Genomic DNA, 14,505 nt, shown 5'->3' on the forward strand with positions numbered 1-14,505 from the left:
TATGCCAATCGTACGAATTGAAGACCCGGTCAACCGCCCCCCAGCCATCCGACGCGAGGTCATCGAAACGACTTATCAATGCCTGAAACGGGTCTTTGGGGTCAGCGATGAAGAACTACAAGCCCGTTACAAACACTATCGCAAGGAAGATTTTCGCGCTCCCGGCGATAAGCCGGAGTATCTACAGGTGGGCATCACTGTGTTCAAAGGCCGTACGCTGGAGACCAAACGCAAACTCTATAAGGAGCTTAGCAACGCACTGGCGGAGTTGCTGGCTATTGCGCCGTCTTCAGTACTCATCCTGCTGAATGAGCACGATGCGGAGAATTGGGGAATGCGAGGCGGTATCCCCGCTAGCGAGATCGACTTTGGTTATTCGGTTAACGTGTGACGCATTTCATGCAAACGTCAATGTCATGGCAACCAACCCAGAAAGACGAACCATCCGTAATTGATGGGAACCAATACAACAAATGTGATGAATGCAAGCGCAAGACTCAATCGCAACGCTGGCACGAAAGGGATTCTTCCCATTTCAATAGCGAGAACAATCGGAGAGGCCTGGTAAGGCAGAAGCGGTGTTGAAAACCCGATGACCTGAATCATCAGAACACTTAGTAACGGCAACCCGGATGCGGTGGCTAACGACTGCGCCAAGGGGGTAAATAGCGCGGGGACTCCGTTTGCTGTAACCACAAAGTTGAGCAGCGTGGAAAGACCTACGATTGAGGCGTAGCTGCGAAACGGTGAAGCCGGATCCAACCGTGCGAGGCTGAGTACTTCATTGCCGATTAATGTTCCGAGTCCGCTTTGTCCTACAAGTGCGGCTAGTCCGAGAATTGCTGCGACATAGAGCGCGGTCCGATGATTTACCTCTTGACCAAACTCTTCACTGGATACAAACCCGATTCGGGGAAGAAGGCATAGACAAGCTGCCGCGAGACCGACCCATGCCGGGGAAATACCGTGCAAGGAGTCAGTAAGCCAGAGCCCCAATGTTATCAATAGGAGAATTCCCAACCTCTTCTCCTCCGGACTCAAGGGGCGATTTTGTTCCACCTCTATACTTTTTTCCGCTTTATCTGGAAACAACCAGACGACGCATGCACATAGTGCTAGTCCCTTCAGAATGCCAAGCACGGGCGCGTGCAGTATCAGATAAGGCAGATAGGATAATTGCAGTCCGTACGTGGTATCGATCGCCCCCGCCATGACAAGATTTGGAACATTGGCGGGCAGAATGGATGCCGAAAGCTGGAAGGTTCCAAAGCCGACAGCGAGCGAAAGACCCGTACGCCCTGGACTCATCTCCCTAAATCCCACTCGATCTGCAAGCGCCAGGACAATCGGCATCAGAAGCGCAATACGTCCCATATTAGAAGGCATAACAAAGGCAAGCACGTAGGTAAGACCGACAATACCAAAGACCATTTGTGGATATGATCTGGAGAGATGAACCGCGAGCACCCTCGCACATCGAGCAGCCAATCCTGTCTTGCGGATAGCAATTCCAATGACATAGCCGCTGATAACGAGCCAGAATGCGTCCGAGGTAAACCCGGAGAAGATCAAGGAAGCGGGCGCAACATGGAGGATCATGGCGAACGCGAAGAACAAAAGTGCCGTCAAGTACTCCGCAAGTCTGCGTGTTGCCCATAACGCGATTGTCACAGCCACCAAACCGGCCACCGTAATGAGTTGCACATCCATGTTGTTTCCCTATGTTCCGCGGATTCGGTTTTACGTCTTGATTTATCTCAGTTCCTGCAGTCCGCATTCATGGCCGGACCTATAACAAAACCAGCACAAGATACCGGTTGGTCTGAACGATTTTTTCGCGCTCCTCGAAACTCGTTAGTTGAGCTGCCATGGCGCGGCTACCCCCTGAGCGTTTGATTTCAGCCAAAACGATTTTCTTTGGCGCAGAAGAAGCATGGCGCCACACAAACAAAATGTCTAATATTTAGAAAGTACAGAATTAGTATCTTTGGAGTCCTAATTGGAACTCAGGCATCTACGCTATTTCGTCGTCACGGCTCAAGCAGAGAACTTCACACGAGCTGCCGAGCAACTTGGGATCGCCCAGCCCCCGCTTGGACAGCAGATCCGTGATCTGGAGGATGAGATCGGTACGCCGCTTTTTCACCGGGTAGGACGCGGCGTCATACTCAGTGATGCTGGCAGGGTATTCCTGGTCTCGGCACAAGATATTCTTGCGCGTGCCGAGGACGCCCAAAAAAATGCGCGGCGCGCCGCACGAGGAGAGGTCGGATCGTTGAACCTGGGATTCACCGAATCCGCTTCGTTCAACGATACCGTCACCGGCTTGATCAACCGTTACCAGCGACAGCACCCCGAGGTGGAGGTAAACCTTGAGGAGAACGATAGCGAATCTCTTATTTCCAGGCTCGGCCGTGGAGAAATTGACGCCGCATTTGTCAGGCCCCCGTTTGCTATGGGCGGCGACATTGAGTTCATCACGTTGTCTGAGGAACCACTTATTGTTGTCCTGCCTGACGGCCACCCCTTAACGTCACGCAAGCGTCTGTCGCTGGTTGATTTACGGCAGGAGAACTTCATCCTGTATTCGCGCAAATCCGGTTATGGTCTGAGTGCGGATATCGTGGCCGCTTGCCGGCAATGTGGTTTCAATCCGACCATCCGTCAGCAGGCGCCCCAGCTATCGTCCGCTGTTAACCTGGTATCTGCGGGGATGGGTATCGCCGTGGTGCCCGCATCGATGCAGCGAATTCAACGAGATGGCCTGCACTACAGAGCGCTTCGGCTTGATTGGCCCAAGGCCATAGTTGGATTGGCCACGCGAAAGGCGAATCGGTCAACAGTGGTCGAAGACCTGATTAGTTCGACTAGCGAAGTACAGCTGAGTGATACCCGATGAACCTTCCGAGATACTGAGGGCTGGCGTCTATCTGAATGAGCCTCGTTGCGCGGCAGAACGGGAACGGCGTCACAGCCAATCACTGTACGGTCAGCGACTTAGATTGTGTAGGAAATCGTATTGCAGTGGGGTCGATCATCCAGGTGTCCAGATCAATCAACCAGTGCTCGTTGAGCCTGGCATGCAAGCGCTTGAGCATCTGGTCAAACGTGCCTCGATTACTCCAGTCGCGAAAGCGCTGATAAACCGCTGACCAAGGGCCGAACCGTTCAGGCATATCGCGCCATGTGGCACCCGAGCATCCCATAGGATGCCGTTGAGTATCAGTCGGTTGTTGTTTCGCGGGCTGAGCGCTGACTAAACATTCCCCCGCTGTTCGACCAACTCGACAAACGCCCCACACGCGGCACTTCGGTAAGCGCCCTTGCGACTGAGCAGTGCCACGGTGCGTTGCAGCAACTCGGGATCAAGTGCCAGCGACTGCAATCCCGTCTGCTCGTGGGCGATGGCTTGCGGGAGAATGGTCGCCAGCTGGCTGCGGCGCACGATTTCGATTATCGCGCTGATGGAGTTGGCTTCAATGGCGATGCGTGGTGCGATGTTTTGCTCACGGCAGTACCGGTCGATGTGCTGGCGGGTGGCAAAGTCACCACTGAGCAAGACCAGCGCCTGCTCACCCAGAGCGTGAGCACTCAGCGACTGTTGCCCGGCGAACCCCGGATGCGCATCACTGACCACCAGGCTCAAGGTTTCGGCAAACAGCGACTGAGATTCGATATCGGCCAAATGCTCACCGCTGAATCCAATGCCGATATCCAGGCGGTCTTCGGCCAGCGCCGCCTCTATACGGTCCTGAGTCATTTCCTCAACGCTCAGGTTGATCGCCGGGTAGAGGTTGTTGAAGCGGGTCAGCAACGGGCCGATCAGGTACGCGGTGAAGGTCGGGGTCATCGCCAGACGCAACGCCCCCCGGCTCAGATCCTGCACGTCATGCATCGCCCGCTTGGCCGCCTGTAGATCCTGCAAGGCCTGCCGCGCATAACGCACATAAGCCTCACCAGCGTCTGTCAGGCGCACGCAACGCCCCGAACGGTCGAATAGCGGCGCACCGAGGGAGTCCTCCAGTTGCTTGATCTGCTGCGACAGCGTCGGCTGGGACACATGCAGAGCTTCAGCGGCTCGAGTGAAGTTGCGATGCTCGGCGACCGCAAGCAGGTAACGAATATGGCGTAGCAGCATGGGCGCTCAACTATAGGCCTGACTTATAGAGACAATAATAAGCCAGTCCTGGACGCTATAACTGAAAACTTTCATCCTTGCCCCATCAGCAACGCAAGGAGAACCACCATGCAAGACATCATCGACGGCTTTCTCAAGTTCCAGCGTGAGGCCTTTGCGCAGCGTAGCGAACTGTTCAAACAACTCGCCACCACACAAAGCCCCGGCACCTTGTTCATCACCTGCTCGGACAGCCGGGTGGTCCCGGAACTGCTGACTCAACAAGAACCTGGCGGCATGTTCGTGATCCGCAACGCCGGCAACATCGTCCCTTCCTACGGCCCCGAGCCGGGCGGTGTCTCGGCCACGGTTGAATACGCAGTCGCCGTACTCGGCGTCAGCGACATCGTGATCTGCGGCCATTCCGACTGCGGTGCAATGACCGCCATCGCCACCTGCAAATGCCTTGACCACTTACCGGCCGTCGCCAATTGGCTGCGTCACGCCGAGTCGGCCAAGGTGATCAATGCCTCTCGTACTCACGCCTCAATTGAAGACCGCCTGGATTCGCTGGTGCGGGAAAACGTCATTGCCCAACTGGCCAACCTCAAGACTCACCCCTCGGTCGCTCTGGCCCTGGAGCAAGGTCGACTGAACCTGCACGGCTGGGTCTATGACATTGAAAGCGGTTGCATCGCCGCCCTGGACGGCGCGTCCCAACGCTTCGTTTCCCTCGCCGAACACCCGAAAACCTGCGCGCTGTCCAGCAAGTTGCAACGCGCCGCCTAACCCACAGCTCTTGCATCACTAAAGAGGAAATCATCATGCTGCAATCCCAATTCGCTCAAGCTCCACGCCTGGCCCTGGCCGACATCATCATCGACGCCAAGGCACGCAAGAATCTGTCCTGGCAGGACCTGACCGACGGCACGGGCCTGAGCCTGGCTTTCGTGACCGCCGCCCTGCTCGGTCAACACCCGCTGCCGGCTGAAGCAGCCGATGTGGTTTGCGACAAACTCGGCCTGGACCAGGACGCCAGCCGTCTGCTGCAAAGCGTGCCATTGCGCGGCAGCACTCAGGGTGGCATCCCGACCGACCCGACCGTCTACCGCTTCTATGAAATGCTGCAAGTCTACGGTTCGACCCTTAAAGCCCTGGTCCACGAGCAATTTGGCGACGGCATCATCAGCGCCATCAACTTCAAACTGGACATCAAGAAAGTCGAAGACCCGGACGGCGGTTCCCGTGCAGTGATCACCCTGGATGGCAAGTACTTGCCGACCAAGCCATTCTGATAGACCGCCAGGAAGGTTCTATGAACCTTCCTGGCCCTCAGGATGCTCACCACTACCCCCTCACCTGATTTTTCAATAACCGCAGCAAGTTTTTGATTTGCTGCGCTGCCGCATACCCTGCCTAATCACACGCTTATCACTCAACGCCTGATGATGGAAAACAATCGAAGATGAAAAGCATTAGTTTCGCCACCGCCAACGCAGGAATGCTGATCTGGGCGCTGTTGATCGCTGCCTCGTTTTTCGCCGCTGCACAAGTCAGTCAGGCCATCGATCCAATCCTCCTGACCGGTCTGCGACTGCTGTTTTCGGCATTGATGTTTTTGCCGATGCTGCTGTTGAAAGGCACCACCCCTATGACTGCGCGCGGCTTGCTCAGCCACGCAGCCCTTGGATTATTGCTGGCAGTGTATTTCGGTTCGGTGTTCGAAGCCCTGCGCTACACCTCTGCGGTCAATACCGGGACGATGTTCACCCTCGTGCCATTGATGACGCTGCTTTTCGAAGCCTTTCTGATGCCCAACAACAGCGTTAGAAATCGCTTGCTGCCCATGCTGATCGCAGCGGCCGGCGCAGTGCTGCTGATTCTCAAAGGCGCAGGTCCCGGACAGCTGCCCTCGCTCTACGCAGTCCTGGTGTATGGCGTCGGGTGTCTGGCGATGGCCTTTTACTCGCCCCTGAGCCAGCGACTCAAAGACCACAGCCTCAAAGGTCGCGGCCCGGTGGCCATGACCTTCTGGAATATGCTGTTCGGCTCACTGTTTCTGTTTGTCTTCTCCCTGCTCAGCGGCGGCTGGCGCACGGGTTCGCTATTGGCGATCAGTGATTTCTTCTGGCTGGTTTACCTGGCGCTGTTCGCCACACTCGCTACTTTCTGGCTGTTGCATCGGGCAATCGGTGTCATTGCCCCGTCCACGGTGATTTCCTACGTTTACCTGAGCACGCTGTTCATCACCTTGTTCCATTGGTTCTGGCTCAGACAACAACCGCTGCTGATAGAACTGTTTGGCGCACTGCTGGTGGGGATCGGAATGCTCGCGCTGGTCATCTCCAGCCGACGCTCGGAACCTGCAACGGCGTAAGAGCGGGCGATGGAGTGCGCAGGTCGCCTTACCTGCATTTTGTGACCCACTGCTGACCACGAAATTTCCCACGAGGCATTCTCTTGGGACTATCGTTCCGTTACCCTTTTACTTACGTGTTGCGCTCAATCGGCGCAAGGGGCTCATGAGACGGATCTGATGCTGAACAGCAACTTGCTTAGAAAGCTCGACATGCAGGACCTTATGGTCTTTATCGCTGTTTATGAACAAAGCAGTGTCACCGGCGTGTCCGAAACCCTCTATGTCAGCCAGTCCACGGTCAGCTATTGCCTGAAAAAGCTGCGTACCAGCTTCGAGGACGAGTTGTTCATCAATACCCGAACGGGTATGCGTCCGACCTGCAAAGCCACCACCATGTACGGGCACGTGCTGAAAATTCTTGAAAGCATCAATCTGTGCCATTCCGGTGTTCAGGCCTTCGATCCAACCCAAAAAGCCGTGACGTTCAACATTTGCGCGCCGGAATACTTCGAACTGCTGATACTGCCGCGACTATTGAAAAACTTCGATTTCGCCGACCTGCCGGTGATCGTCAATGTGCAAAAGCTCGAAACCGACATTCCCGCCGATGAACTGCGCGACGGCAGTCTCGACCTGGTGATTTGCTTCGGCCCCAACTTTCACCGCAGCCACAACGACTTCAAATCCCGGATGCTGGTGGAAGATGACCTGGTGTGCGTCTTCGATAAACGCGCGACCCCGCTGGAACCGCGCTTCAGCCTGCAATCGTTTGTCGAGCGTCGTCACGTGTTTCCCACGCCGTGGACCTCCGATACCAATATGGTGGATGGCTGGCTGGCCCACCAGGCGCATAAACGGCAGATTGTCGCGCGGTCCAACAGCTACAGCGCAGCACTCAAGATGATCACCGGCACCGACTTCATCCTGACGCTGCCACGGCGCATTCAAACGCTTCTGGCCAATGACGCAGTCTTCAGCCATTGCGAAGCACCGAATGGCTTGCCGGGATTCACCCTCGACATGCGGTGGAGTGAAGCCAGCGATCAGGACAGCGCCAATACCTGGCTCCGTGAGCAAGTGCTCAAAGTCTGCGTGGAACAAGGCTTGCTCTGAGCCCGGAAGCTCGCCTGTCAGTGGCCGATAGCCGCCTTGGTGTAGGACTCACGATCGATATCCAGAATCTCCACGCACAACTGCACCTCTACATCGGCCGGCCATTCACACAGGTCCTGTAGCACGGCCAACAGGCTTTGCGACAACTGCTTCTTGATCTCGGCCGAACGTCCGCTCAACAGCGCCAGCTTCACATGCACAAAAGCACGTTCGCCCAGTCCGGTACCGACCCGAAATGCCCCCACCTGCACCGCTCGGCTCTTGATATCGAACTCCGCCGTAAACTGCCCGGAAGCCACCAACGCATGGTTGAGTCGCGACAATGCCTTGTTGGCATCGAGTGCTGGCAGGTTGGGGGTGTATTCCATATGCAGGTGAGGCATGGCGGTAATCCTGATCGGGTAAAGGAAAGGTCGTACATATAACACAGACCAGTCCTGCTCCACCTGAGCGCTAGTTAATGCTCAGGGGCAGCCACTGAGTCGCGCAACGCAAGGCTTTCCCACGCAGCAACCATAATCAGCACCGCCGACCATGCCGGCCTTGCCACTGTCGTGGCTGCCGCGCCCACGCAACAGAGAACGGGAACTGCTCATGGGGTGGATCTCCGATCAAATCCTGAGGGGTAACGCTACACAGCAAAACAACCCAGCCTCGAGGTATCAAGCAGGTCCCTGCGCATTGCGTTAGCTTCAGAGCGACTTGATGTCCTGTATTTCGGACAAACCACGTTCGCTCATAAACGCTTCCAGCCGCGAACGCAGCCAGCGCTCGGCCGGGTCGGTATCGACATGACTGAGCCAGACCATGGACAGGTCCAGTGTCGGCGTCTTGAACGGGAACGGTTCGCAGAACAACTGACCTGAAGCGGCCATGGCAGCGGCCGTGTAATCCGGCAGGCTGGCGATCATGTCGGTCCCGGCGAGCAATGCCGGCAAGGAGCTGTATTGCGGTACCGAAAGCACCACCTGGCGTTTACGACCAATTTCCGCCAACCATTCATCTGCGAAACCGCTGACATTGGCCGTGTGAGAAACCAGCACATGCGGCCGTGAGCAGTATTCATCCAGGGTCAGCGGGGTTTCAGAAGCGTCCGCGCGCAACACGCTGGGTTGAATATGCCTGAGCAATTTGCGCTTGGCATTAGCAGGCAGGCCGCGGGTCTGGCTGATGCCGACGGTGATGTCGCCGGACGCCAGCAAGTCCGGGATACGCCAGTAATCGACGTGCTGGACGACGAACACCACCTGCGGCGCCTCTTGGCGCAACGCGCGCAACAACGGCGGCAGCAAACCGAATTCGACATCATCGGACAGGCCAATGCGGAAGGTCATGGTGCTGCTGGCGGGATCAAAATCGTGGGTCAGGCTCAGAGCGACCGACAACGAATCCAGCGCCGGCGAGAGATGCTGAATGATCTCCTCGGCCCTTGCCGTCGGCTCCATGCGATGGCCAACCCGGATGAACAGTGGATCGTTGAACATCGTGCGCAAGCGATTGAGCGCCGAACTGATGGTGGGTTGCCCGAGAAACAGCTTCTCCGCCACCCGCGTCACATTGCGCTCAAGCATCAGCGTTTCGAACACGACCATCAGGTTGATGTCCGCCTTGCGCAGTTCGTTACGATTCATCTGCTATCCCCAGTCTCCAAGACTGCGGGCAGTGTAGAAAGGCCTGGGGGTTGGCGTCTACCTGCCTGCGCAGAAGATCACCCAGACCGTCACCGGATCGCGACGCACTTGAGGCGCAGCGCCTCAACGCACGGTCAACGCCTGCAGTCCTATCGCCAGCTTGCGTCCATCCTCGCCCTGTTTCAGCAAGGGTATAAGCTTGAGCGGATTTGTTGCGCTCATCTGGAGGCAGTCTGCGCATTGCTTCCAGCCCGGCGCAAGAATATTCAAACCATCGATTTGGGCCAGAAGATCGGTGTTGGCATCAATGCTGATGGCCGCCTGAAGCAGCGCCCGCTCATCCAGAACATACAGTGAATCCACGTCATACTTCCCGGTGGCAAGGCGATGGGAGCTAGCGTAATCCGCCAGCGCAAGCCAATTGGGCGAGTAATTCTGCGGACGGCCCCAGCGAACCTTCTGGTAGTGAGAAGCAGCGCTCTGCCAGAACGGATCAACGAGCGCGGTCTTTGCCGATGCTGGCGGCACCATCAGGAAATTACCTGTGCCTGCCCGGCCTGCCCGGGTATCCGTCACCTGTATCACCAGTACGACGACCAACAGACAGAGGGTTGTACGCGGACTGTGGCCCCGAACAACAACAACAACAACAACATAGATGACGGCGAAGATAGTCACGTAGAAAACCGGCCAGAACATTCGCCCCGACGCCCGGAAAACATTCGCGGCAGCCACGACAAACGCGGGCAGAGGATAGTCGAGCTCGAAGGGGCCGATACCGACTTTGTTGGAGACCGCGAAGAGTGCTAGCCCCCCATAAGAACAGGCAACAGGGTGATCGCCAGATGCTTTCCAGAAAGCTTCATCGATAAGTCCAAAAGTTATGCAGTACAAAGGTGAAAGCGGGGATGGTCAGCGCTACTGCAGCAATTCCCAGCAGATAATGAAGCCCAGCCATTTGGGCGGCCCAGGCCACCAACATCGCAAGTAAAAAACCTGCGCCCGAGACCATCATGAAGCGCACCAGCGTCCGGCCGTGCAATCGGCTGGAAAAACTCCAGGTGGTATTGATCACATAAGAAGCCACGGTCGCTACAGCGAACGCCGCGCCGTTGGCCAAGGGCGGCAGGGGTAACACATAGTTGATGAACAGTACGGCAATGAGTGCATGAAGGGCCGTGACGAACAATCCGGTCACGGCAAAACGCCGGGCACGTTTGATCAAGGCTGACTTGTCAGTGCCTGTCTCACGGCTCATTGCTTGTCACTCAAGCAGCAGCGCGACGTCACGGCTTCTGCGCCAGACAGAACACCGTCAGACCGGCCAGACGGTTCGCGCCCATGAAGGGAAGCTCGACACTACACAACGTCTTCAACAGCGTATTGACCAGCGGATGATGCCGCTTGAGTTGCGAGCGCGGTGGCGACGGTTGTGCACTTTTTGGCAGTAGCCGCAGGGTTGCCGCAATGGGGAAGACCAGGCCGAAGTAGTAAGCTCCGTGCCTGACCGTCAAACCAGCGTCCCTGGCCACCGTTTCCAGTTGCGGCAGGGTGTAACGCCGTTTGTGCTCGAGAAAGTCATCGTGCCCGCTCCAGAGAAACTGATATGCCGGAACCGTCATCAGAAAACGGCTGCCGGACGGGACTTTATCGACGTAGGCCTTGAGCAATCCGACGTCGTCATCGACATGCTCCAGCACGTCCATCAGCAGTACCAGGTCGGCATCGACCGAGTCGATCGAACGACGGTAGTGCACCGGTTTCCCGGCGATTGTGGCGTCCGAGTCCGCCTCATAGCTAATGTCCACGCACCAGGCCTCACTGGCGAGTGTATGGCTCAGCAGATGATGGGAAAAGAACCCCGAACCGGCGCCCACATCAAGGATCTTGCGGCTCTCTGCGCCCTGAAGCAGGCGGATCATCGCCGCCGCTTTTGAACAGTAATACCAATGCTGCTCGATGCTAGAACCGAGGATGTCGGTTTCCTTGAGATCCATGCTCAGTCCTTGGCGTTGTAGACGCGACGCACCAGGAAAACCGGGCGGCGTTTTGATTCGATGCAGGTTCTGCCCAGGTACTCGCCCAGCCCCCCGATACCGATCAATTGCAGGCCACCCAGAAAGGTGACGGCAACCATCAGCGAGGCGTAGCCCGGTACATCGATCCCGGTAAATAAGGTCCGCAACACAATGAAAATGGCGAACGAAAAAGAAACCACGGACACGAACGGCCCCAGACAGGTCCAGACCTTGAGCGGGTCGGTGCTGAAACTGCTGATGCCTTCCAGGGCAAAATTCCACAAGCGCCACCCGCTGAATTTGCTTTCACCCGCCACCCGCTCCGGGCGCTCGTAATCGACATGGGTGGTCCGAAACCCAACCCAGGCAAACAAACCTTTCATAAAGCGCCGAGACTCGGGCAGGCTCTGCAATGCGTCAACCACACAACGGTCCATGAGCCGAAAGTCACCGACATTTTTCGGCAGAGGTTGATCAGAGATTTTGTTGTGCAGGCGGTAAAACCAACTGGCCGAAGTTTGCTTGGCCCAGGAGTCGTTGTTGCGACTCACACGATAACCCAGCACCACTCCATAGCCCTCACGCCAACGGGCGATCATCTGAAGGATGACTTCCGGTGGATCCTGCAGATCGACGTCGATAGGCACCACGACCTGGCCGGTCGCAGTCTGAAGGCCTGCCGTCAATGCGGCTTCCTTGCCGAAATTGCGGCTCAAATCGATCACTCGAATACGCGGGTCAGTCTTCTGGCGCTCCAGAAGCAGATCCAGCGTGGTATCGGTACTGCCGTCATTGATGAACACCATCTCCAGACCGACCAGCGCCTCATCCTTGAAGACGTCAGTAATCCGAGCGATGAACAAATCGATGGTGGCCGCTTCATTGAAAACGGGGATGACGAGCGATAGTTCCAAATGCTCAGCCAGTAGCATTCCGTGCTGATGAGTCAATTGATTGCTCTTTTTTATAGTGATTTTTTCTACAATCTGCAGCCGCCGACTGTTTTCAGCGTCATAAGCCGAGTCGTATTAAGCAGGAGCGCGGGAGGTGATGCAAGGGCGAAACTGCGGCGGTTTTGGCCATTCAACATGCCGGTACGTCAATGTCGGTTACGACTCCTGAAGTAATTTCAAACTATTAGAAACAAAAACCTGATAGCCAAAAAAATCACCTCCGCTACGCTTGCTTCGATGAGTCACAAAGGCTTTCGCAATTAGATCAATCGCATGGAGCGAGCAGTATGTATTTTGAGATTTACAGGCAATCCCAAGGCACCCCAAGCACCGGAACAGGACAATGGCGCTGGCGGTTGAGGGCGGGAAATCACGAGATAATCGCCAGCGGCGAATCCTACATCAACAAGGCTGATTGCTTGCACGCAATCGGTCTGATCACAAGCACCCAGAGCGATATCCCGGTGAAGGAAATCTAAACCCGCTGGCCGATGCCGAAACTGTTCAGGAGCAATGAGCCGCTTGGGCATGCTTCGAACAGTCGATGATGCGAGCATGAGCAAACACCGGAAAACGAAAAAGCCCCGTAGCTTATTCAGCTATGGGGCTTTTTCTGTGTTTGGCGGAGAGATAGGGATTCGAACCCTAGGTACCGGTGAAGGTACAACGGATTTCGAATCCGTCCCATTCGGCCACTCTGGCATCTCTCCAACGGCGCGCATCATAACAGCACAGTTACTGGAAGCGAAGCCCCCAAGCAAAATTTTTCCGTGCTATCAGATGCTTGCGTCGATTAAAGCGGTACGCCGAGACGCTTGGCAACTTCTTCATAGGCTTCGATGACGTCACCGAGGCCTTGACGGAAGCGGTCTTTGTCCATTTTCTTGCCGGTGGCTTTGTCCCACAGACGGCAACCGTCCGGGCTGAATTCGTCACCGAGTACGATTTCGCCGTGGAACACGCCGAATTCGAGTTTGAAGTCGACCAGCAGCAGGCCAGCATCGTCAAACAGCTTGCTCAGGACTTCGTTGACCTTGAGCGACAGCTCTTTCATGCGAACCAGTTGCTCGGCCTTGCCCCAACCGAACGCCACGACGTGGGATTCGTTGATGAACGGGTCGCCCTTGGCGTCGTCCTTGAGGAACAGTTCGAAGGTGTAAGGCTCAAGCTTGAGGCCTTCTTCGACGCCCAGGCGCTTGACCAGGCTGCCGGCTGCGTAGTTACGCACGACGCACTCGACCGGGATCATGTCGAGCTTCTTCACCAGGCATTCGTTGTCGCCCAACAGTTTGTCGAATTGGGTCGGCACGCCGGCTTCTTCGAGTTTCTGCATGATGAAGGCGTTGAACTTGTTGTTCACCATGCCTTTGCGGTCGAGCTGCTCGATGCGCTTGCCGTCGAACGCCGAAGTGTCGTTGCGAAACAGCAGGATCAAACGGTCAGCGTCATCGGTCTTGTAAACCGATTTGGCTTTGCCGCGGTAGAGTTCTTCACGTTTTTCCATGATGGGCTCCGCTTGCTAAGTAGGTGGGCTAGGCGCCCCGTTTGGGACACTAGGCGATATGCCGCCAGTCGAGCCCTGAATCTTGATCGGCCAACTGCAGCCAGTCCGGGTCGCACCCGAGGGTGTCGACAAAACATTGCCGGGCCAGCTGCGGCAGGTTGTTCTTGCTGCTGAGATGGGCCAGCACCAAATGCTGCAAATCTTGCCATCCCAACTCGTCCACCAGGCGTGCGGCCTGATGGTTGTTCAAATGTCCCGTTTCTCCGCCCACCCGCTGCTTGAGAAAGTACGGGTAGTGGCCTCGAGCGAGCATATCGCGGCAATGGTTAGCCTCGATCATCAACGCATCCAGATCGCGATAGCCGTCGAGCACAGTGGCGCAGTACGAGCCCAGATCGGTCAACAGACCGAAACGCCGTTGACCATCACTGAAGACGAATTGCGTCGGCTCCTGCGCATCGTGGGATACGGAGATCACGCTGATACTCAAGGCACCAACCTGAAATTGCTCGCCACCCGCCACGAAGCCCGTCGGCTCAACAGGTTTGCGCATCCCGCGCAACGTACCGCGACTGAGGTAGACCGGTAGATTGTAGCGCCGAGACAGTAAACCCACGCCATGCACGTGGTCGGCATGTTCGTGGGTTACCAGTATGGCGCTCAGCTGCGTTGGGTTGACACCCAGGCGCAGCAGGCGCCGCTCGGTTTCGCGCAAGGAGAAACCACAATCCACCAGAACGTACGTCTCATCACTGGCTATCAGCGTGCCATTTCCTTGGCTACCACTGCCGAGAACGGCGAAACGCATCT

Annotated in this window: 17 protein-coding genes, 1 tRNA gene and 1 pseudogene; 7 read left to right on the plus strand and 12 right to left on the minus strand. The window is 56.4% G+C overall.

Features of this window, described 5'->3' with window-relative positions; translation table 11 throughout:
- Position 1 precedes the first annotated feature (1 nt).
- Positions 2 to 391 carry a tautomerase family protein gene (locus AC07W5_RS23140; protein WP_495024403.1) on the plus strand — a complete coding sequence of 130 codons (390 nt, stop codon included), beginning with the start codon at positions 2 to 4 and terminating at the stop codon, positions 389 to 391.
- Between the two features lie 23 nt (positions 392 to 414).
- Here AC07W5_RS23140 and AC07W5_RS23145 read toward each other — a convergent pair whose 3' ends face one another.
- Positions 415 to 1,710: an SLC13 family permease gene (locus AC07W5_RS23145; protein WP_495024404.1), complete on the minus strand. Its 1,296-nt coding sequence runs from the start codon at positions 1,708 to 1,710 to the stop codon at positions 415 to 417.
- 289 nt (positions 1,711 to 1,999) lie between these two features.
- Here AC07W5_RS23145 and AC07W5_RS23150 point away from each other — a divergent pair, with 289 nt between their 5' ends.
- Complete coding sequence (locus AC07W5_RS23150; RefSeq protein WP_495024405.1) at positions 2,000 to 2,899, plus strand: LysR family transcriptional regulator; 900 nt, start codon at positions 2,000 to 2,002, stop codon at positions 2,897 to 2,899.
- A gap of 115 nt (positions 2,900 to 3,014) precedes the next feature.
- Here AC07W5_RS23150 and AC07W5_RS23155 read toward each other — a convergent pair.
- Positions 3,015 to 3,244: pseudogene (locus AC07W5_RS23155) on the minus strand (transposase); the annotation flags it as partial.
- A gap of 12 nt (positions 3,245 to 3,256) precedes the next feature.
- On the minus strand, positions 3,257 to 4,138 hold the full coding sequence (cynR, locus tag AC07W5_RS23160; protein WP_494994570.1) for a transcriptional regulator CynR: 882 nt from the start codon (positions 4,136 to 4,138) through the stop codon (positions 3,257 to 3,259).
- A 108-nt stretch (positions 4,139 to 4,246) separates the two neighbouring features.
- Between cynR and AC07W5_RS23165 the strand changes: the two genes are divergently transcribed.
- From AC07W5_RS23165 to AC07W5_RS23180, 4 genes are all read left to right on the plus strand, one after another.
- Positions 4,247 to 4,906 carry a carbonic anhydrase gene (locus tag AC07W5_RS23165; protein ID WP_494994569.1) on the plus strand — a complete coding sequence of 220 codons (660 nt, stop codon included), beginning with the start codon at positions 4,247 to 4,249 and terminating at the stop codon, positions 4,904 to 4,906.
- Between the two features lie 35 nt (positions 4,907 to 4,941).
- Positions 4,942 to 5,412 carry a cyanase gene (gene cynS, locus AC07W5_RS23170; RefSeq protein ID WP_495024406.1) on the plus strand — a complete coding sequence of 157 codons (471 nt, stop codon included), beginning with the start codon at positions 4,942 to 4,944 and terminating at the stop codon, positions 5,410 to 5,412.
- Between the two features lie 170 nt (positions 5,413 to 5,582).
- Complete coding sequence (locus AC07W5_RS23175) at positions 5,583 to 6,494, plus strand: DMT family transporter (RefSeq protein WP_495024407.1); 912 nt, start codon at positions 5,583 to 5,585, stop codon at positions 6,492 to 6,494.
- A 159-nt stretch (positions 6,495 to 6,653) separates the two neighbouring features.
- Entirely contained in the window at positions 6,654 to 7,589 is a 936-nt protein-coding gene (locus tag AC07W5_RS23180) for a LysR family transcriptional regulator (protein ID WP_494994566.1), read from the plus strand.
- A gap of 17 nt (positions 7,590 to 7,606) precedes the next feature.
- On the opposite strand, the gene AC07W5_RS23185 is transcribed toward AC07W5_RS23180, so the two are convergent.
- From AC07W5_RS23185 to AC07W5_RS23210, 6 genes are all read right to left on the minus strand, one after another.
- Complete coding sequence (locus AC07W5_RS23185; RefSeq protein WP_495024408.1) at positions 7,607 to 7,972, minus strand: 5-carboxymethyl-2-hydroxymuconate Delta-isomerase; 366 nt, start codon at positions 7,970 to 7,972, stop codon at positions 7,607 to 7,609.
- Between the two features lie 309 nt (positions 7,973 to 8,281).
- Complete coding sequence (locus AC07W5_RS23190) at positions 8,282 to 9,220, minus strand: LysR family transcriptional regulator (protein ID WP_494994564.1); 939 nt, start codon at positions 9,218 to 9,220, stop codon at positions 8,282 to 8,284.
- 123 nt (positions 9,221 to 9,343) lie between these two features.
- A complete protein-coding gene (locus AC07W5_RS23195) occupies positions 9,344 to 10,114 on the minus strand; it encodes a DUF6311 domain-containing protein (RefSeq protein ID WP_495024409.1) in 771 nt (256 codons plus the stop codon).
- Positions 10,083 to 10,478 (minus strand): GtrA family protein, encoded by a 396-nt coding sequence (locus AC07W5_RS23200; protein WP_494994562.1) that lies wholly within the window; start codon positions 10,476 to 10,478, stop codon positions 10,083 to 10,085. The genes AC07W5_RS23195 and AC07W5_RS23200 overlap by 32 nt, the downstream gene beginning before the upstream one ends.
- A 28-nt stretch (positions 10,479 to 10,506) precedes the next feature.
- A complete protein-coding gene (locus AC07W5_RS23205; protein WP_494994561.1) occupies positions 10,507 to 11,217 on the minus strand; it encodes a class I SAM-dependent methyltransferase in 711 nt (236 codons plus the stop codon).
- 2 nt (positions 11,218 to 11,219) lie between these two features.
- Positions 11,220 to 12,170 carry a glycosyltransferase family 2 protein gene (locus tag AC07W5_RS23210; RefSeq protein ID WP_495024432.1) on the minus strand — a complete coding sequence of 317 codons (951 nt, stop codon included), beginning with the start codon at positions 12,168 to 12,170 and terminating at the stop codon, positions 11,220 to 11,222.
- Between the two features lie 308 nt (positions 12,171 to 12,478).
- Here AC07W5_RS23210 and AC07W5_RS23215 point away from each other — a divergent pair, with 308 nt between their 5' ends.
- Positions 12,479 to 12,670, plus strand: coding sequence for a YegP family protein (locus tag AC07W5_RS23215; protein ID WP_494994560.1), 192 nt, complete (start codon positions 12,479 to 12,481; stop codon positions 12,668 to 12,670).
- A 141-nt stretch (positions 12,671 to 12,811) separates the two neighbouring features.
- Here AC07W5_RS23215 and AC07W5_RS23220 read toward each other — a convergent pair.
- The 3 genes from AC07W5_RS23220 to AC07W5_RS23230 form a co-directional block, all read right to left on the minus strand.
- Positions 12,812 to 12,901 (minus strand) — tRNA-Ser (locus AC07W5_RS23220).
- An 83-nt stretch (positions 12,902 to 12,984) separates the two neighbouring features.
- The gene (gene purC, locus AC07W5_RS23225; RefSeq protein WP_419115063.1) at positions 12,985 to 13,695 is read right to left on the minus strand and encodes a phosphoribosylaminoimidazolesuccinocarboxamide synthase; all 711 of its coding nucleotides are present in this window, start codon (positions 13,693 to 13,695) and stop codon (positions 12,985 to 12,987) included.
- 49 nt (positions 13,696 to 13,744) lie between these two features.
- Positions 13,745 to 14,503 carry an MBL fold metallo-hydrolase gene (locus AC07W5_RS23230; RefSeq protein ID WP_495011589.1) on the minus strand — a complete coding sequence of 253 codons (759 nt, stop codon included), beginning with the start codon at positions 14,501 to 14,503 and terminating at the stop codon, positions 13,745 to 13,747.
- Positions 14,504 to 14,505 lie beyond the last annotated feature (2 nt).

This window comes from Pseudomonas sp. GW821-FHT01E05, from assembly GCF_059422425.1.